Here is a 17,265-nt window from a genome sequence, read left to right as displayed (position 1 = left end):
AGCAATTCTTTGGTCTGTGAGAGAGAGCGGTCATGAAGAAGAAAGTCGTCATCCCTGCCGTCTTGCTGATTGCGGCGCTTGCGGCCGGAGGTGCGTACTTCACGCATATCCAGCCGTTGGAGAAGGTCGATGCCACGCCCGCTCCACCCAAGGTACCGATCGTCGCCGGGACGGTCGCCCAGCATGACGTCCCGATCTATCTGACCGGCGTCGGCACGGTGATTGCGTACAACACCGATGTCGTGCGTGCCCAGATCCAGGGGCAAATCATCAGCATCAATTTCACCGAAGGCCAGACCGTGCATGCCGGCGACCTGCTCGCCCAGATCGATCCGCGTCCCTATCAGGCGCTGATCGAGCAATACACCGGAAATCTGGAACGCGATCAGGCCCAGCTCAAGAATGCGGAGGCCAATCTCACCCGCTACACCACATTGGGGAACAAGGGCTGGGCCACCCCGCAATTGATCGAGACCCAGCAGGCGCAGGTCGGCGAGCTGCAAGCGGCGATCAAGACGGACCAGGCGCTGATCGACGCCGCCAAGGTGCAGCTCTCCTACACGCGCCTGACGTCGCCGATCGATGGCGTGGTTGGCATTCGTCAGATCGACGTCGGCAACATCATCAGCCCGTCAAACACGAACGGCCTCGTCGTCGTCACCCAGCTTCATCCGATTTCGCTGATATTCACTCTGCCGGAGACGAGCCTGCCGCAAATCCAGCAGCAGCAGCAAAAAACCAAGAGCCCGCTCACGGTTTTTGCCTACAACCAGGATAATTCGATGCAGCTGGATCAAGGCGTGCTCGGCCTCGTCAATAATGAGATCCTGCAGACCACGGGCTCGATTCAGCTCAAGGCGAACTTTGACAACAAGGCGAACAAGCTCTGGCCGGGCGAGCTTGTCAACGCGCGGCTGCTCGTCGATACGCGGCATGACGGCCTGACCGTTCCCGCAGCGGTCGTGCAGCAAGGTGCGAAAGGACCCTACGCTTATGTCGTCAATCCTGACGACACGGTGGCAATCCGCCCAATCAAGGTCGCGCAAACCAGTGACGGCCAGGCATTGATTGATTCCGGCCTCAAGGCCAATGAGCAGGTCGTGGTCGACGGACAATACAAGCTGCAGCCAGGCACGCATGTCACGATATTGCACGGCCAGGCGGCACAGGAAGCAGCCGCGCAAGACGCGCTACAGGCGCCGATCCCATGAATATTTCAGCACCGTTCATCCAACGGCCGATCGCGACCGCACTGCTGATGGTAGGGTTGTTGGCGGGCGGCCTGATCGCCTATCCGCTGTTGCCGGTGGCGTCGCTTCCGAGCGTCAACTATCCGACGCTGACGGTGACGGCGCAGCTGCCAGGCACCGACCCGCAGACCATGGCCTCCACGGTGGCCTCGCCGCTCGAGTTGCAGTTCGGTGAGATCCCCGGCCTTACGCAGATGACGTCGTCGAGCGCGCTCGGCTACACCCAGATCACCCTGCAGTTCGAGTTGAGCCGTCCGATCGATGGGGCGGTCGCCGACACGTTGTCGGCGATCAACGCCGCGGCCGCCTACCTGCCCAAAAATATGCCGTATCCGCCGCTCATCCGTAAAGTCAATCCGGCCGACACGCCGATCCTGGTGCTCGGCATCACCTCGGACAGCCTGCCGCTGACCGTGGTCGACGCCTATGCGCAAAACATTCTGCTGCAAAAGATCTCGCAGATATCCGGTGTCGGCCTCGTGGGCGTCGGAGGTGAGCAGCAGCCGACCGTCCGCGTGCAGGTTGATCCGGAGGCGCTGGCGGCGCGCGGCATCAATCTCGAGGATGTGCGCACGGTACTCGGCCAGGCCAATGTCGACCTTCCGAAAGGCACGCTCAACAGCCCGCGCCAGACCTACACGCTCAATACCAACGACCAGCTGTTCCAGCCCGACAAATACGATGACCTTGTCATCGCCTATCGCAACGGATCGCCGGTCCGCATCCGCGATATCGGCCACGCCGTCAGCGCCGGAGAGAACGAGCTGATTTCCGCCTGGTTCAACCAGAAGCGGGCAATCATTCTGACGGTCCAGCGCCAGCCCGGCGCCAACGTCGTCGAGACCGTAGGTAAGGTCAAAGCGATGATGCCTGTGCTCCAGGCATCGATCCCGGCTGCCGTGAAGATAAGCGTCATTTCAGATCGCACTCAGACCATCCGCGCTTCGCTCAGCGACGTGCAATTCACGTTGCTGCTGACCGTGGCGCTCGTCGTAATGGTGATCTTCATATTCCTGCGTAGTTTCTGGGCGACCATTATCCCAGCCGTCACCGTGCCGCTGGCGCTGGTCGGCACCTTCGCCGTGCTCTACGAAATGGGTTACAGTCTGGATAACCTCTCGCTGATGGCCTTGTCGATCGCGGTCGGATTCGTCGTCGATGACGCCGTCGTCGAGATCGAGAATATCGTGCGGCATATCGAGGAAGGCCTCTCGCCGTATGATGCGGCGATGAAAGGCTCCGGCGAGATCGGATTCACCGTGATGGCGATCACGTTCTCGCTCATTGCCGTGTTCATTCCGCTGTTCCTGATGAGCGGCTATGTCGGATTGCTGTTCCGCGAGTTCGCGATGACCGTGAGCGTGGCGCTCGTGCTCTCGCTGGTGATCTCGCGGACGCTGACGCCGATGATGTGCGCCTACCTGCTAAAGCCGGAGAAGAAGGAGCACGGATGGCTCTACCGGATGTCCGAACGCGGCTTCGATGGCCTGCTCCACGTCTATGAGGCAGGTCTCAAGATCGTGCTCCGGCACCAATTCATCACGCTGATGGTGATGTTCGGCACCATTGCGCTGACCGGATATCTCTACGTCATCATTCCCAAGGGTTTCTTTCCCCAACAGGATACCGGCTTGATCATCGGCCAGTCCGAGGCGGCGCAGGATATTTCCTTCCAGGCCATGTTGGAACGCCAGCAGGCGCTGCAAGATGCCATCATGCGGGATCCGGCCGTCGACACAGTTGGTGCGGCGGTGGGCGCCGGCGGCGGCGTCTACACGCTCAACGACGGCCGCGTTTACATTCAGCTCAAGCCCGCAAACCAGCGCGACAAGATCGACAAGGTGATCGCGCGGTTGCAGACCAACCTCGCCAAGATCCAGGGCATCACGCTCTATATGCAACCCGCGCAGGACATCACCATCGGCGCGCGGCTGAACAAGACGCAGTTTCAGTACACCCTGAACGACGCCGATCCCGGCGAGCTCGATCACTGGTCCGCGCTGTTCCTCGACAAGTTGAAGGCGATCCCCAGTATTGCCGACGTCACCACCGATCAGCTCAATGCCGGGCCGCTGCTCGACATCACCATCAAACGTGAGGTCGCCTCGAGCTACGGCATCCTGCCCTACACGATCGACAACACGCTCGATGACGCTTTCGGCCAACGCATTGTCTCGACCATTTATACCACCCTGCAGCAATACCATGTCATTCTGGAGGTCAATCCAAAATTCCAGTACGGACCCGAAGCGCTCAACGGCATCTATGTCAAATCATCGAGCGGGCAGCAGGTGCCGTTATCCACGCTGGTCGATTCGGTGGTGAAGGTCGCGCCGCTCGTGATCAATCACCAGGGCCAGTTCCCTTCGGTAACGATCTCGTTCAATCTCGCGCCGGGCGCCGCGATCGGCGATGCGGTCAGCGCCATCCAGAAGGTTGAAAAGGATCTCAACGCCCCACTTTCGCTTCAGACCAGCTTTCAGGGTAACGCCCAGGCATTCGGGGCATCGCTGAAGAGCACGCCGATCCTCATCGTCGCATCGCTGTTCGTCATCTACCTCATCCTCGGCGTGCTGTACGAGAGCCTGATCCATCCGATCACCATCATCTCCACCCTGCCTTCGGCCGGCATCGGCGCGCTGCTATTGCTGATGGCGGTTCACGTGGATCTGAGCGTGATCGCCATCGTCGGCCTCATATTGCTGATCGGTATCGTCAAGAAGAACGGCATCATGCTGGTCGACTTCGCCCAGCAGGTCGAGCACAGCCACGGCTTGTCGGCCGAAGAGTCGATCTACCAGGCCTGCATCCTGCGCTTCCGGCCCATCCTGATGACCACGATGGCAGCGCTGCTCGGCGGCGTGCCGATGATGGTGGGTACGGGGGTCGGCTCGGAGATTCGCCAGCCGCTCGGCTATGCCATCGTCGGCGGTCTCGCTCTGTCGCAGGTGCTCACTCTCTATACGACGCCGGTCGTCTATATCTATCTCGACAAGCTGCAGACCTGGCTGTTCGGGGACAAGAAGAAGCCGGAGGGCGCCTCTGGTGAGGCAGCGCCGGCGCCCGCCGAATGACCTGGGATCGCAGCCGTGCCAATGCCGCCACAATATTGGTTGCCCGGCATTCTCGATGCAGAGGACGCGACGGTCGCGGAATGGCCTGACAACATACACGCGGACGACCGTTCTAAACTTCAATTCAATGGATCGCGCGTCCGCCGCATGTCGCTTCGCCTGCCGGGTCCTATTAATCGGCCAGAGACCCAGGGTCGTGCGAAGACCGCGAGTGTGAAGGAATAAAGGGATGGCCGGCGGACGCTCTGAAAAAGATCGCGCGACCCGGCTTTCGACCGAACTGTTCCTGCGCATCGAGCTCGTCGTTTATGTAGCACTCGGCATTCTCTTGTCTGTGACCGCGTTGCTAGCGCTCGCGAGTGCGGCGCTCCTTCTGTGGGAGGGAATGCGTGACTGGAGCGGCACCAGCGCGATATTCCTAATCGTCGATAGGTTGATGTTCGTGCTTATGCTAATCGAGATCCTGCATACCGTCCGAGGTTCCGTCCGTTCGGGTGCGTTGACTCCCGAGCCATTCTTGATCATAGGGCTCATCGCTTCGATCCGAAACGTTCTCGTCATAACCCTCAAGTCATCGGGCGTAACCTCGGAAGGCCTCATGTCAATTGAAGGCGAGATGTTGTTCCGCTCCTCAATTGTAGAGCTGGGGGTCTTGGGAACGCTTATTTTGATCTTCGTGATTTCGATTTATCTGCTTCGACGGGGCCACGCGCTGACAGCAGCCGACGCGCCTCAAGCTGACCAAGACCGCTCACCATCAGTGGGGAAATGAGCTTCCTAGCAGACGGCAGACCAGGCGGCGCTACGCCGGTGCCTACCGAATGACCCGGGATCGCCGCCGTCCCAAATGCCGGCACTCGTATCCGCCCGCATCCGAATGGAGAGAAGGCCGCGATTGCGGAATGCCCGACAGCATCCGGTGGGCGTGTCTTTTAAACGTCAATTTAATGGCGCACGAACAACTCGCGGCTATCTCACAATCATTCAAATTCACTGGCACGAGGAGTAAGACACGATGTTCTCGAGGCGTGACATGTTAGCCGCGACAGCCGCAGGCGGGGTAATGACGGCAGCGTCAATGACCACGGCGAATGCCACGCCGGTGAAGAGCGATATCAGCTTCGGCAATCCGAACGACCCGCCGCAGGGCGCGATCAACGCCAAGAATCCAAGGAGCATCAGCGATCCCGGTCCGCAGAACCCGGCGATCAGGGACCAGTTCCCGGGCGCATTTTCCCCGCCGGCGACCGACGTCGGCAGTATGCCCTTGAGCTGGGCGTCATTCAACAACGCACCCCGGCGCATTCAGAATGGCGGCTGGGCGCGTCAGGTAACCCAAGACTCCTTCGCGGTTGCGGACACCATCTCCGGCGTCAACATGCGGCTGACGTCGGGCGGCATCCGCGAGATGCACTGGCACCAGTTTGCAGAGTGGGCCTACATGACCTACGGCACTTGCCGGATCACCACGCTCGACGAACTGGGCCGACCCTATATCGCCGATGTGAAGGAAGGCGACCTCTGGTATTTCCCCGCCGGCCTGCCGCATTCGCTGCAGGGCCTCGGCCCGGACGGCTGCGAATTCATTATCTGCTTCGATGAAGGCAAGGCCTCGGAGTTCACCACCCTCCTGGTGTCGGAATGGTTCACGCATACGCCGCCGGATATCCTCGCCCAGAACTTCGGCGTTCCGGCCGAGACGTTCCAGGACATTCCACTGCGCGACCTCTACATCTTCCAGGGCAAGCTGCCCGGCGATCTGGCCGCGGACCGCGAAGCGGTGAGCGGAAGGGGCGCACCGCTGCACCCGTTCACCTTCTCGCTCGGATCGGGAGCCCCGGCGCGCGAGACCAAGGGCGGTTCGGTGCGGATCGCCGATAGCCGCAACTTCACCGTTTCCACAACTGTCGCCGCCGCGCTGGTGACAGTGCGTCCCGGCGGCTTGCGGGAGATGCACTGGCACCCCAACGCCGATGAATGGCAATACTGGATCAAGGGCAAAGGGCAAATGACGGTCTTCAACACCGGCCCGAACGCCGTCACGATGGACTTCAACGCGGGCGACGTCGGCTACGTCAAGAAGAACCTCGGGCATTATATCAAGAACACAGGCGACACCGATCTGCAGTTCCTCGAAGTGTTCAGAAGCTCCTACTTCGCAGATGTCTCGCTGTCCGACTGGATTGCTCGGACACCGCCGGCGATGGTTGCCCAGCATCTGAACGTGAGCGAGGCCACGATCGCAAAATTCCCCAAGGACAAGCCGGAAGTCATGCCGACCTGATCGTAGCTTCTTGAAATGACCTGGCGGACCCCGTGGAAATCAAACCCTTGCTTGGCCTCGGCGGCGTCCTCATCGCCGCCATGACGTCTGAATTCAACGACCAGGTGACAGCCGTCGCGCTCATCGACGTCCGCGGTGCACTCGGGATCGGTCACGATTCCGGAACCTGGATCGAAAGCCTGTATGTGTCGGCCGAAATCATCGGCATGGCGATCTCGCCAACGATGATGATGGCCTTCACATTGAGGCGGTGGACGCTTTTCGCGATCGCGCTATGCGGAGCCTCGAGCGTGCTGATCCCGTTCAGCCCGAACATCGAGGCGATCTACACTCTGCGCCTGCTGCAGGGCCTCGCGGGGGGCCTGATCATCCCTCTCCTGATGACCACGGCCCTGCGCGTTGTCACGCCGAACGTTCGGCTCTACGGCCTGGCCGTCTACGCTTTGACCGCGACCTTCACGCCCGCGCTGGCCGCCACGGTGAGCGCATTTTGGACCGATATCGTGGATTGGCGTTTCGTATTCCTGCAGACGATCCCCCTCTGCTCTCTCGCCGGCATTCTGATCTGGTACTGTCTGCATCAGGATCAGCCAAACTACGAACGGCTCCGAATGCTGGACTGGCGCGGCGCGTTGCTCCTGATGATTGGGATCGCCGCGCTGAGCACCATGCTGTATCAAGGCGACCGGCTCGACTGGTTCAACTCAAGGCTGATCTGCGTGCTGGCTCTGGTGAGCGCGGTCGCGCTCTCGCTGCTATTGATCAACGAGTGGTTCCACCCTTCGCCGCTTCTGAAGCTGCAGATGCTCGGCCGGCGCAACTTCGCTTATGGTGCGCTTGGTTTGTTCACCTTTCTGGTTATCGGTCAATCCGGTTCGAACGTGCCCTTGCGATACCTGCAGGAAGTCCAGGGATACAGACCGCTGCAGTCCAATCTGATCACGCTGGAGATCGCGGCGTCGCAACTCGTGATGCTGCCTGCCATGGCGCTGCTGCTGGATTACAAACGGGTCGATGCGCGCGTGGTCAGCCTGATCGGGCTGGCGTTGATCCTTGCATCCTGCATTGGCTCGTCCTTTCTCACGGTTTATTGGAACCGGGATCAATTCTATCTATGGCAGCTGCTCCAGGCGGTCGGTCAGCCGATGGTGATCATGCCGCTGCTCATGATGGTCACCAACACCGTTGCCGGCCCGGCCGAAGGCTCTTTCGCGTCTGCCGTGGTCAACACATCGCGCGGCCTCGCTGAGGCAGCGAGCGCCTGGTTCCTGGAGTTGATCAATCGTTGGCGCGACGCGCTGCATTACGACCGCATCGCCGATGAGGCTGGCCAGGACCGCTGGCGGGTAATCCAGAGCAATGGGGTGCTGCCCCAATATCCACCGCCGTTGATGCCGGACGGTCAGCTCCGCACGCCGAACAGCCTGGAAGCCTTCAGCCATGCCGTTGAGCAGCAGGTAGCGATTTTATCGGCGAGCGATACCTTCCTGATCCTCGGAGCCCTGACCGTGTTCCTGATGGTCGTCGTGATGACGTTGCCGGTCCGCACCGTCCCGCCGCGTATCCTCTTTGCAAAGCATTAGGAAGGCGCATGGCAGAGGATATGGCCGAACTCGAGACGCCACCCGCCGAGCCGAAGCGGAACGAAGAGTTGGACCTGGCCCCGACGCGCAACAACGACGATCAACCTCAACAGAAGGATGAAACGCCGAAGAGCCCGCAGACGCAGGAAGTCGCCAAGTCTCCCTCGCCTCTTCCGCGCTGGCCGTTGGTTCTGGTCGGATTCCTCGTGGCGATCTTCGCCGTGGCGGTCCTGTACATCATTTTCCGGCCACGCCCGGACGTATGGACCGACGATGCTTATGTGATGGTCCATTACGCCACGATCGCACCGCGCATCTCCGGTCAGGTCGCCACGGTGCCGGTCGACGACAACTACGTCGTCAAGACCGGACAAGTGCTCGCCACTCTCGACCCGCGCGACAATGAGACCGCCGTAGCTTCCGCCGAGGCGGCAGTCGCACGCGACAGATCGCAATTCGACGAGATCTCCGCGAATGTGTCGCGCCAGCCATCGATCATAGAAGAACAACAAGCCGCCGTTGCGTCGGCACGCGCCAGTCTCGCTTTTGCGCAGGCCGACGCGCGCCGCTACGGTAACCTCGCCACGACGGGAGCCGGCACAATGCGGGAACACCAGCAAGCCGACAGCACGCTTCAGCAGCGTCAGGCCTCGCTGGACAGCGCTGAAGCTTCGCTCGATGCGGCACGCCAGCAATTGGACGTGCTCAAGGCCCAGAGATCTGCGGCGGAGGCCGCGGTCAGGGCCGATGAGGCTCAACTTGAACAGGCCAAGCTTAATCTGTCCTATACACAAATTCGGGCACCGATCGACGGCATGGTGGGCGAGCGGTCCGTACAGGTCGGCAACTACGTCGGCCCCGGCACGACGTTGATGACTGTTGTACCGCTCGACGAAGTCTATATCGAATCGAACTATCGCGAGGTGGCTCTGCTGCACGTCCGCAGCGGCCAGCCCGTCACCATCCATCTGGACGCCTATGACATCGACCTCAAAGGGACCGTGGACAGCGTGCCGCCGGCCTCCGGCGTTGCCTTTGCGCCGATCGCGCCCAACAATGCCACCGGCAATTTTACCAAGATCGTGCAACGGCTGCCGGTCAAGATTGTGGTGACGCCCGGGCAACCTTTGGCTAAGCTCCTGCGCATGGGCTTGTCGGTCGAGACTACCATCCATACGGGATTGGAGGATGTGGTGGACGAGCAGCGCAGATCAAGCGACCGCGTGACCGGGCATTGATTGGTGCGTGCCTTACGACTTGCGGCGCGCCTCTCCGGTCCGATGTTAGGCATCGGTCTGGCCGGCTGCACCGTGGGGCCGGACTACCAGAGCCCGGAGATTGCCGCGGCCCCAAAGCGGATGCCGCTGGAGACCGTGGACCTGCCCAGCCGAACGGTCGAGGGCAAGATCGATGCGACTTGGTGGAAAAGCTTCCGGGACTCTCAGCTGTCCTCGCTCGTCGAAAGGCTGGTGGCCCAAAACCTCGACCTCAAGACGGCGGCGGAACGTGTGGTCCAGGGCGTGGCGCAGCGCCAGGTCGCAGTCGCTCAGGGATTGCCGCATATCGATGGGCTATCATCAAATACTTATAATCGGGCGAGCCCGAACAGTACGATCTTCGTAAAACAACCCGACGCGCCTTTGGAATACGCTCTTTTTCGGGAAGGCCTCACGTCATCATGGCAGCTGGACCTGTTCGGTCGGGTTCGTCGGGCCGTGGAAGCGGCCGATGCCGAGACCTTGGCGGCCGTGGAGAACCGGCACGGCGTCGCGCTGGCGGCGCTCGCCGAGCTGGCGCAAAGCTACATGCTATTGCGCGGAACGCAGGACCGGCTTGAGATCGCGAAGCGCAACCTCCGTCTCGCGGGAGAGAACGTGGATTTGGTGAACCAGCGTTTCGGCGGCGGGGTCGCCACCACGCTCGACCTGGCACAAGCCCGGGCTCAGCAGGCCACCATCGCCGCGACCCTGCCGCCGTTGCGCATCCAGGAGGTGGAGCTCATCAACGCCATCGGATTGCTGTTGGGCGATGCTCCCCGCGCGCTCGAGGCCGAGTTGCGCCGCTCCCGGATGCTGCCGCGCGTGCCGCACAGGGTTCCGGTGGGCTTGCGCGGAACGCTCGTGCGCCGCCGCCCGGACGTACGCGAAGCCGAGGCGCACCTGCATGAAGCCACGGCACAGACCGGCGTCGCGGTGGCGAGCTTCTACCCTGACGTGACGTTGAACGGCGCCGCCAACGTGGAAAGCTTGCACCTGAGCAATCTGTTTACCCCGACGTCGACCGCATTCGCGGTGGGGCCGTCGATTTCGATCCCGATCTTCGAAGGAGGGCAGTTGAAGGGCACCTTGGCGCTGCGCGAATCACAACAGCGGGAGGCGGCTATCTTCTTTCAGAAAACGGTCTTGCGGGCCTGGAAGGAGGTCGACGACGCCCTGACGGCCTATCGCGAATCGCAACGCCGACGCGGCGATGTTGCCCGCTCCGTCACTGAAAATCAGGCCGCGCTGCAAGCCGCCAGGCAACGTTACTCGGAGGGTGCGATCGACTTCCTGAATGTCATCACGACGCAAGCCCAGTTGCTGCAGAGCGAAAATGATCTTGCCGACAGCGACACGCTGATTGCGACAAATCTCGTCAATCTTTACCGCGCCCTGGGAGGCGGATGGGAGATCGCAGATGTCGACTATCGTGCAGATGGCGCGCCACGATGGAAGATTGGAACACCGTAGAACACCGCACCTCGCGGAGCACGACAAGGATTCGTACCCGGCTCGATCGGTAAGATTGAAAGTTAATTTAATGGCTCACGGTAATCGAGACCTTATCTCCCATACACCATCAATTGAATTGCCGAGGAGTGACCATCATGTTTTCGCGAAGAGAAGTGTTGGCAGTGTCCGCTGCGGGCGCTGTCATGACAGCAAGCGCCGCACGGGCTGCCTCGTTCGGGAATCCGGACCTGCCGCCGCAAGGCGCCATCAATGCGAAGGGTCCGGGAACTCTTGCCGATCCCGGCCCGCAAAACCCAGCCCTCGGCAACCAGTTTCCGTCAGCACAATTTCCGCCGCCGACCGACGTCGGCGGCATGCCGCTGGACTGGGCCTCCTTCAACAACGCGCCGAAGCGCGTCCAGAACGGCGGCTGGGCACGCCAGGTGACGCAGGAAGATTTCGCAATTTCGAAAACGATCTCGGGCGTCAACATGCGGCTGACGTCCGGTGGCATCAGGGAATTACACTGGCACCAGGCCGCCGAGTGGGCGATCATGACTTACGGCAATTGCCGCGTGACGGTTCTCGACACCATGGGCCGGCCGTACGTTGCGGACGTCAAAGAGGGCGACCTTTGGTATTTTCCGGCGGGCTACCCGCATTCGTTGCAGGGTCTCGGCCCGGACGGTTGCGAATTCGTGATCTGCTTTGACGACGGCGACGCCAGCGAGTTCAATACGCTATTGGTGACGGACTGGTTCGCCCATACGCCCCCCGAAGTGCTCGCCAAGAATTTCGGCGTTCCGGCCGAGACGTTCGCGAAGATTCCGCTGCAAGATCTCTGGATCTTCCAGGGCAAGCTGCCTGGCGATCTGGCAGCGGACCGCGCTGCAATCGGAAAAACCGGGGGCGTTCCACCCCATCCCTTTATCTTCCGGCTGGGAGCGTCAGCTCCGACGAAAGAATCCAAAGGCGGCGACGTGCGGGTTGCCGACAGCAGCAACTTCATGGTCTCAACGACGGTTGCAGCCGCGCTGGTAACGGTTCGTCCCGGCGGGGTGCGCGAGATGCACTGGCATCCGAACGCCGACGAGTGGCAGTATTACATCAAGGGCAAGGGCCGCATGACGGTGTTCAATACCGGCCCGAATGCGATGACGATGGACTTCAATGCTGGAGACATCGGCTACGTCAAGAAAAACCTGGGGCACTATGTTGAGAATGTAGGCGACACGGACCTGGTGTTTATCGGGGTCTTCAGGGCACCCCAGTATGAAGAGATTTCGCTGTCCAACTGGCTGACGCATACGCCGCCGGCGTTGGTTGCCCAGCATCTCAATATAGACGAAGCGACCATCGCCAAATGGCCGGACGGCGGCCCGGGCGTCATGCCCAAAGCGTAGATGGCCGAGTCGGAGCCGTAGCCCTCCTACAAACAACGTTGCTGGCGGCATCAGAGATGCCGCCAGTTTATATTCAACGCGGACCAGACAGATATGGGTGTGCTCGACAACGTCACCATTGGCATGACGGCGGAAAAGATCGTGACGATGACCTCTGAGATGACGGTCGGTCATTTCGTGGCGCAAATGCCGCAGGTCTATGCCACGCCGATGATGATCCTGCATATGGAAATGGCGGCGGGCTTCGCCATCGCTTCACACCTGCCGGAGGGTTTTGTCAGCGTCGGCATGGACGTGAAGGTCCGCCACCTCGCGGCAACCCCGGTCGGCCGTACCGTCCGCGCCATCGCTCGGGTCATCCAGATCGATCCCAAGAGCGTGGTATTCGAGGTCGAGGCCTGGGATGGCGACCGCAAGATCGGCGACGGCACCCATCGCCGCGGCATCGTCAATGTGGTGGAATTCGAGGAACGGTTCGGAGTAAGGCAGCTCGCCCTGAGTTCGGATTGAATCCACTGGCGTTCCCTGGGTTTGGTTCACGTCGGGTAGACCGGACGGTAGGCGCGGCCGCGGATCAACGCGCCGATATCATGTGGCCTGGATACCCGAGCGATGCCCTTGTCGAAGATGTATTCGGCGACGCGGGTGGCGACATGCAGAGAGGCCTTGAGGATTTGGCTCTGCGGCGGATAAATCAGGCCGGTGGCGAGGTTTTGGTCCGTAACCTGTTCAGCGACTGCTCGCGCCGCCACGATGAACATCTCTTCGGTCACGCGCTTGGCTTCTGTCGCAAAGACCGCCATGCCCATGGCCGGGAAGATATAGACATTATTGCCCTGGCCCGGCACGAAAGTCTTGCCGGCGATTTCCACCGGCGGAAACGGGCTTCCACTGGCGAAGATCGCCCTGCCTTGGGACCAACGATAAGCCTCTTCGGCCGTACACTCCGAGCGCGAGGTCGGATTGGAGTACGGGAAAATGATCGGGCGCTCGTTGATCTCGGCCATGGCCTCGATGACCTGCTGATTGAACAGCTTCGGTACGGTGCTGACGCCAATAATGCCGGTCGGTTGAAGTGCCTTCACCGCATCGGCAAAGACGGAAATGGGCGCATGATCCTGCGCGAATGGCTTCTGGAATTCCGCAAGGTCAGTGCGAGAGCGCACCATCAGCCCCTTGATATCAAACAGCGCATTGCGGCTGCGCGCCGTCGCAATGTCCATGCCTTCGAGCGCCATGGCCTGACTGATCAGTTCGGCAATGCCGGTTGCCGCCGACCCGCCGCCGAGAAACAGGAAACGCTGCTCGGTCAGCTTCTGTCCGGAGATGCGCAGTGCTCCGAGCATACCGGCCAGCGCCACCGCCGCGGTTCCTTGGATATCGTCATTATAGGTGCAGACTTTGTCGCGATAACGCTCGAGAATGGGCACCGCGTTGAGGTTAGCGAAATCTTCCCACTGGATGCAGCATAGCGGATAGAGCGCCTGCACGGCTTCGACGAACTCATCTACGAAGGCGCGGTAGTCCTCGCCGCGGACGCGGTTCTGGCGCAGACCTAGATAGAGCGGGTCATCCAGAAGGTCCTGGTTGTTAGTGCCGACGTCGAGGGCTACCGGCAGGCAATATTGCGGCGGCACACCGGCGCAGGCAGTGTAGAGGGCGAGCTTGCCGATCGGAATGCCCATTCCTCCGACGCCGAGATCGCCCAGCCCGAGGATGCGCTCGCCATCGGTGACAACGATGAAACGGACATCCTTCTGTGGCCAGTTGCTCAAAATTTCGCGAAGACGGCCGCGCTCGCTGATCGGCAAATACATGCCGCGAGGCGAGTGAAAGATTTCATCGAACTTCTGGCAGGCCTCCCCCACTGTCGGCGTGTAAACGATTGGCATGAAACTCGCCGGATCCGACATCAGGACGGCGTAGAACAGTGTCTCGTTGCGCGCCTGCAGGTCCGACAGCAGAAGGTACTTCTGCAGGTCATTGTCGAGATTGGCGAGTTCGGCGTGCAGGCGGGCGACCTGGAGCTCGATCGTGATACTGGCCGGAGGCAGCAACCCTTCAATGCCCCGTGTGCGGCGTTCTATGTCGCTGAAGGCAGTACCTTTGTTCAGCCGGGGATCGCGAAGAAGGTCATAGCCAGTGGCAGTTATTTGTACGGACATGGTAGCTACTCCCTGGTCGGTGTCTGGAACACCGCAAGCGGGCCGCTCCCGGTGCAGAGGCTCAGATCGCAACGGCGAAACAGAGCCACACCTTCATTGCCGGATCGGTCATCGATCGAACTGTTCCTCGCCGACGACCAAGCTCGAGGGCGGCGACCTTGAGCGTGAGATCGTCGCCCGTCGCATGATGCGCGATTGTGAACGCCTTATAGTAGTCGATAATCGCCGGTTGCGTCACCAGCATCATGTGAATGGTGACAATCGAAGTTCCCCGGCTGCGCTTCGCTGTTTTTAGTGGTATCCGGCTGTTGCCCGGACCTTGCCCCTGAAGACGGTGTAGCTGACGACCGTGTAAATCAGCATCATCGGGAAGACGACGACGCCGCACCCCCAGAACATGAACGCGAGACTGGAATGCGGCGAGGCGGCTTCGTCGATGGTGATGACGAAGGGGATCATGTAGGGCCAGAACGACAGCGCCAGCGTGCCGAACGCCGACACGAAGATCAGTACGACCATGTAGAACGGCCAATGATCGTTGTGACGCAGGATGCTCAACCCAAGCACGGTTGCTGCGACCGCGCCGATCGCCGGGAATACGAACAGATATGGCCGATCGATCCAACGATGCAGGATCGGAAGGTTTTCGGCCAGCGCGTAAGCAAAGACAAGCACGAGGAACGCCAATACGCCGATTGCGAGAACGGGGATCTGCCGATGCGCCACTTCGCGAACCTCGGCCTCGCATTTCTTCGCCAGCCAGCAGGCGCCGAGAAGCGCGTAGCCAAGGCACAGGCCGATGCCGCAAAGCACCGCAAACGGCGTCAGCCAGCCGACCTCACCGCCGGAATATTGGCCGTTGGTGAACTGCAAACCCTCCACCAGCGCACCGACCGTCATGCCTTGTATGAACGTCGCGATCAGCGACCCGCCGGCAAAGCTCAAATCCCAGACCCAACGTAGCCGTTGCGTCTTGTAACGAAACTCGAATGCGACACCGCGCAGGATCAGGCCCAGCAGCATGACGATGAGCGGTAGATAAAAGGCCGACAGCAAATTCGAATAGACCACCGGAAAAGCTCCCCACAGAATAACGGCGGTGATGACCAGCCAAGTCTCGTTGCCGTCCCAGATCGGCGCGACGGCGCTCAGCATCGTGGCACGCCTGGCTTCGTTGGTTGTAAGTCCGAACAGCAAGCCGACGCCGAGATCAACCCCGTCGAGCAGGACATAGAGCAAAATGCTGATCGCCAACAGCGAGACCCAGAACATGACCATGGTTATTCTCCGGCGACGAAATGATGCGGTTCTGTAATCGGCTCGTCATCGGCCAGTGACATCGGCCGGTTCGGAACCGCGAGATGGGGTACTTCGAATGGCTTCCGCGGGCCGGTGCGGATCAGCCGGTAGATGTAAAAGGTGCCAAACAGGAAGATGAAGGCGTAGACCGAGCAGAAGATCACGAGCGAGATCGTCGCCTGCTGCGTGGTCAGGAACGGCGTCATGGCATCGGCGGTCCGCAACACCCCAAAGACGACCCAGGGCTGACGGCCGACTTCGGCGGTGAACCAGCCGGTAATGATCGCAATGAAGGGCAGCGGAAAGCTGAAGAACGTCAGCCAAAGCAGCGGGCGATTATACGCCAGACGATGTCTGTAACTCAGATAGCTGCCGAGCCAGGCTAGCCCCAGCATCAAGAGACCGCATCCCACCATGATCCGGAAGGCGAAGAACGGGAGGACCACCGGCGGCCAGTTCTCCCGGGGGATACTGTTGAGCCCTGTTTCCGCAGCGGTGAAACTGTCGGAATCGATCAGACTGCCGAACGGCGGTGGCAACGTGATCGCGAACAGGTTGCGCCGGTTCTCCACATCGGGCCAGGCGAACAGCACTTCCGAACCCGGCTTCTCGTCGTTCCAGCGCCCCTCAATGGCGGCCATCTTGGACGGTTGATAGGTGTTGACGTAGCCGCCGACCAGATGCCCGAACACAAGCTGGATCGGCATCAGCACGGCCGCGAGACCAAGGCCCATGCGCAGCATGATCCGCGCCTCGGCGTGATATACCTTCCGCAGCATGTACCACGCGCCGGTCGCGGCAACGCAAAAGGCACCGGTCAGGTAAGCGGCGAGCAACATGTGCGGAAATCGCGACCACACCACCGAGTTGAAGATAATTTTGGTCCAGTCGTTTGGAACGAAGGCGCCGTTTTCCATCACATAGCCCGATGGCACCTGCATCCAGCTGTTATTGACCATGATCCAGAACGCCGAGATCGAGGTACCCAGCGCGACCATTGCGGTGGAAAACAAATAGAACCATGGCGGCACGCGGCTGCGGCCAAAGATGAGGACGCCGAAGAAACTGGCCTCGAGCATGAAGGCCCAAAAGGTCTCAAACATCAGAAGCGGGCCCTGGATCGGCCCGGACATTTTGGACAGCACGCTCCAATTGGTGCCGAACTGGAATGCCATCACGATCCCGGACACCACCCCCAATCCGAATGCCACGCCGAATATCTTCAGCCAGAATTCGAAGATCACGCGATAGACCGGGCGGCCGGTCGCAAGGCTCAGAGCTTCGAGGACAGTGAGCCAGGCCGCCAAGCCGATCGTGAAGGAAGGAAAGATGATATGGAACGTGATGGTAAAGGCGAATTGAATTCGCGACAGCAGAAGCGCGGTCATGTCCATTGCAATTCTCTCAGCCTAGCAGGAGGGCGACTACCTGAAGCTAGGAATGGCAACGGTGCGGGCTATTAAATTCGCCGTTAATTTTCCAAGACGAGCTGTGTT

General features: G+C 60.6%; 13 protein-coding genes. 9 read left to right on the top strand and 4 right to left on the bottom strand.

What is annotated here, in order from left to right; all coding sequences use genetic code 11:
* Positions 1–32: 32 nt before the first annotated feature.
* The 9 genes from B5526_RS33805 to B5526_RS33765 all read left to right on the top strand — a co-directional run bounded on the left by B5526_RS33805 (position 33) and on the right by B5526_RS33765 (position 12,815).
* The gene (locus B5526_RS33805; protein WP_079544000.1) at positions 33–1,211 is read left to right on the top strand and encodes an efflux RND transporter periplasmic adaptor subunit; all 1,179 of its coding nucleotides are present in this window, start codon (positions 33–35) and stop codon (positions 1,209–1,211) included.
* Positions 1,208–4,324 carry an efflux RND transporter permease subunit gene (locus B5526_RS33800; RefSeq protein ID WP_079543999.1) on the top strand — a complete coding sequence of 1,039 codons (3,117 nt, stop codon included), beginning with the start codon at positions 1,208–1,210 and terminating at the stop codon, positions 4,322–4,324. The genes B5526_RS33805 and B5526_RS33800 overlap by 4 nt, the downstream gene beginning before the upstream one ends.
* 229 nt (positions 4,325–4,553) lie before the next feature.
* Complete coding sequence (locus B5526_RS33795; protein WP_244562133.1) at positions 4,554–5,096, top strand: phosphate-starvation-inducible PsiE family protein; 543 nt, start codon at positions 4,554–4,556, stop codon at positions 5,094–5,096.
* A 243-nt stretch (positions 5,097–5,339) separates the two neighbouring features.
* Positions 5,340–6,608: a cupin domain-containing protein gene (locus tag B5526_RS33790; protein WP_079543998.1), complete on the top strand. Its 1,269-nt coding sequence runs from the start codon at positions 5,340–5,342 to the stop codon at positions 6,606–6,608.
* Positions 6,609–6,640: 32 nt separating this feature from the next.
* Entirely contained in the window at positions 6,641–8,191 is a 1,551-nt protein-coding gene (locus B5526_RS33785) for an MFS transporter (protein ID WP_197688392.1), read from the top strand.
* 8 nt (positions 8,192–8,199) lie between these two features.
* Complete coding sequence (locus B5526_RS33780; RefSeq protein ID WP_244562132.1) at positions 8,200–9,429, top strand: HlyD family secretion protein; 1,230 nt, start codon at positions 8,200–8,202, stop codon at positions 9,427–9,429.
* A 42-nt stretch (positions 9,430–9,471) separates the two neighbouring features.
* The gene (locus B5526_RS33775) at positions 9,472–10,920 is read left to right on the top strand and encodes an efflux transporter outer membrane subunit (RefSeq protein ID WP_079543996.1); all 1,449 of its coding nucleotides are present in this window, start codon (positions 9,472–9,474) and stop codon (positions 10,918–10,920) included.
* 137 nt (positions 10,921–11,057) lie between these two features.
* Positions 11,058–12,305, top strand: a complete 1,248-nt coding sequence (locus B5526_RS33770; protein WP_079543995.1) for an oxalate decarboxylase family bicupin — start codon at positions 11,058–11,060, stop codon at positions 12,303–12,305.
* 93 nt (positions 12,306–12,398) lie between these two features.
* Entirely contained in the window at positions 12,399–12,815 is a 417-nt protein-coding gene (locus B5526_RS33765; RefSeq protein ID WP_079543994.1) for a thioesterase family protein, read from the top strand.
* A 26-nt stretch (positions 12,816–12,841) separates the two neighbouring features.
* Here B5526_RS33765 and B5526_RS33760 read toward each other — a convergent pair whose 3' ends face one another.
* The 4 genes from B5526_RS33760 to B5526_RS33745 form a co-directional block, all read right to left on the bottom strand.
* Positions 12,842–14,470: an NAD-dependent malic enzyme gene (locus B5526_RS33760; RefSeq protein WP_079543993.1), complete on the bottom strand. Its 1,629-nt coding sequence runs from the start codon at positions 14,468–14,470 to the stop codon at positions 12,842–12,844.
* Between the two features lie 61 nt (positions 14,471–14,531).
* Positions 14,532–14,717, bottom strand: a complete 186-nt coding sequence (locus B5526_RS33755) for a hypothetical protein (RefSeq protein ID WP_079543992.1) — start codon at positions 14,715–14,717, stop codon at positions 14,532–14,534.
* 44 nt (positions 14,718–14,761) lie between these two features.
* Entirely contained in the window at positions 14,762–15,748 is a 987-nt protein-coding gene (cydB, locus tag B5526_RS33750) for a cytochrome d ubiquinol oxidase subunit II (RefSeq protein ID WP_079543991.1), read from the bottom strand.
* A 2-nt stretch (positions 15,749–15,750) separates the two neighbouring features.
* Positions 15,751–17,163 carry a cytochrome ubiquinol oxidase subunit I gene (locus B5526_RS33745; protein WP_079543990.1) on the bottom strand — a complete coding sequence of 471 codons (1,413 nt, stop codon included), beginning with the start codon at positions 17,161–17,163 and terminating at the stop codon, positions 15,751–15,753.
* Positions 17,164–17,265: the final 102 nt, after the last annotated feature.

Origin of the sequence: Bradyrhizobium lablabi (assembly GCF_900141755.1) — a bacterium.
Lineage (GTDB): Bacteria > Pseudomonadota > Alphaproteobacteria > Rhizobiales > Xanthobacteraceae > Bradyrhizobium > Bradyrhizobium lablabi_A.
This window is presented reverse-complemented; position numbering and strand designations above follow the sequence as displayed.

What these genes read in the sequence shown, in the direction of transcription:
- B5526_RS33805 (WP_079544000.1), top strand. Translation starts at nt 33, where the DNA reads ATGAAGAAGAAAGTCGTCATCCCTGCCGTCTTGCTGATTGCGGCGCTT.
- B5526_RS33800 (WP_079543999.1), top strand. Translation starts at nt 1,208, where the DNA reads ATGAATATTTCAGCACCGTTCATCCAACGGCCGATCGCGACCGCACTG.
- B5526_RS33795 (WP_244562133.1), top strand. Translation starts at nt 4,554, where the DNA reads ATGGCCGGCGGACGCTCTGAAAAAGATCGCGCGACCCGGCTTTCGACC.
- B5526_RS33790 (WP_079543998.1), top strand. Translation starts at nt 5,340, where the DNA reads ATGTTCTCGAGGCGTGACATGTTAGCCGCGACAGCCGCAGGCGGGGTA.
- B5526_RS33780 (WP_244562132.1), top strand. Translation starts at nt 8,200, where the DNA reads ATGGCAGAGGATATGGCCGAACTCGAGACGCCACCCGCCGAGCCGAAG.
- B5526_RS33775 (WP_079543996.1), top strand. Translation starts at nt 9,472, where the DNA reads ATGTTAGGCATCGGTCTGGCCGGCTGCACCGTGGGGCCGGACTACCAG.
- B5526_RS33770 (WP_079543995.1), top strand. Translation starts at nt 11,058, where the DNA reads ATGTTTTCGCGAAGAGAAGTGTTGGCAGTGTCCGCTGCGGGCGCTGTC.
- B5526_RS33765 (WP_079543994.1), top strand. Translation starts at nt 12,399, where the DNA reads ATGGGTGTGCTCGACAACGTCACCATTGGCATGACGGCGGAAAAGATC.
- B5526_RS33760 (WP_079543993.1), bottom strand. Translation starts at nt 14,470, where the DNA reads ATGTCCGTACAAATAACTGCCACTGGCTATGACCTTCTTCGCGATCCC.
- B5526_RS33755 (WP_079543992.1), bottom strand. Translation starts at nt 14,717, where the DNA reads ATGATGCTGGTGACGCAACCGGCGATTATCGACTACTATAAGGCGTTC.
- cydB (WP_079543991.1), bottom strand. Translation starts at nt 15,748, where the DNA reads ATGGTCATGTTCTGGGTCTCGCTGTTGGCGATCAGCATTTTGCTCTAT.
- B5526_RS33745 (WP_079543990.1), bottom strand. Translation starts at nt 17,163, where the DNA reads ATGGACATGACCGCGCTTCTGCTGTCGCGAATTCAATTCGCCTTTACC.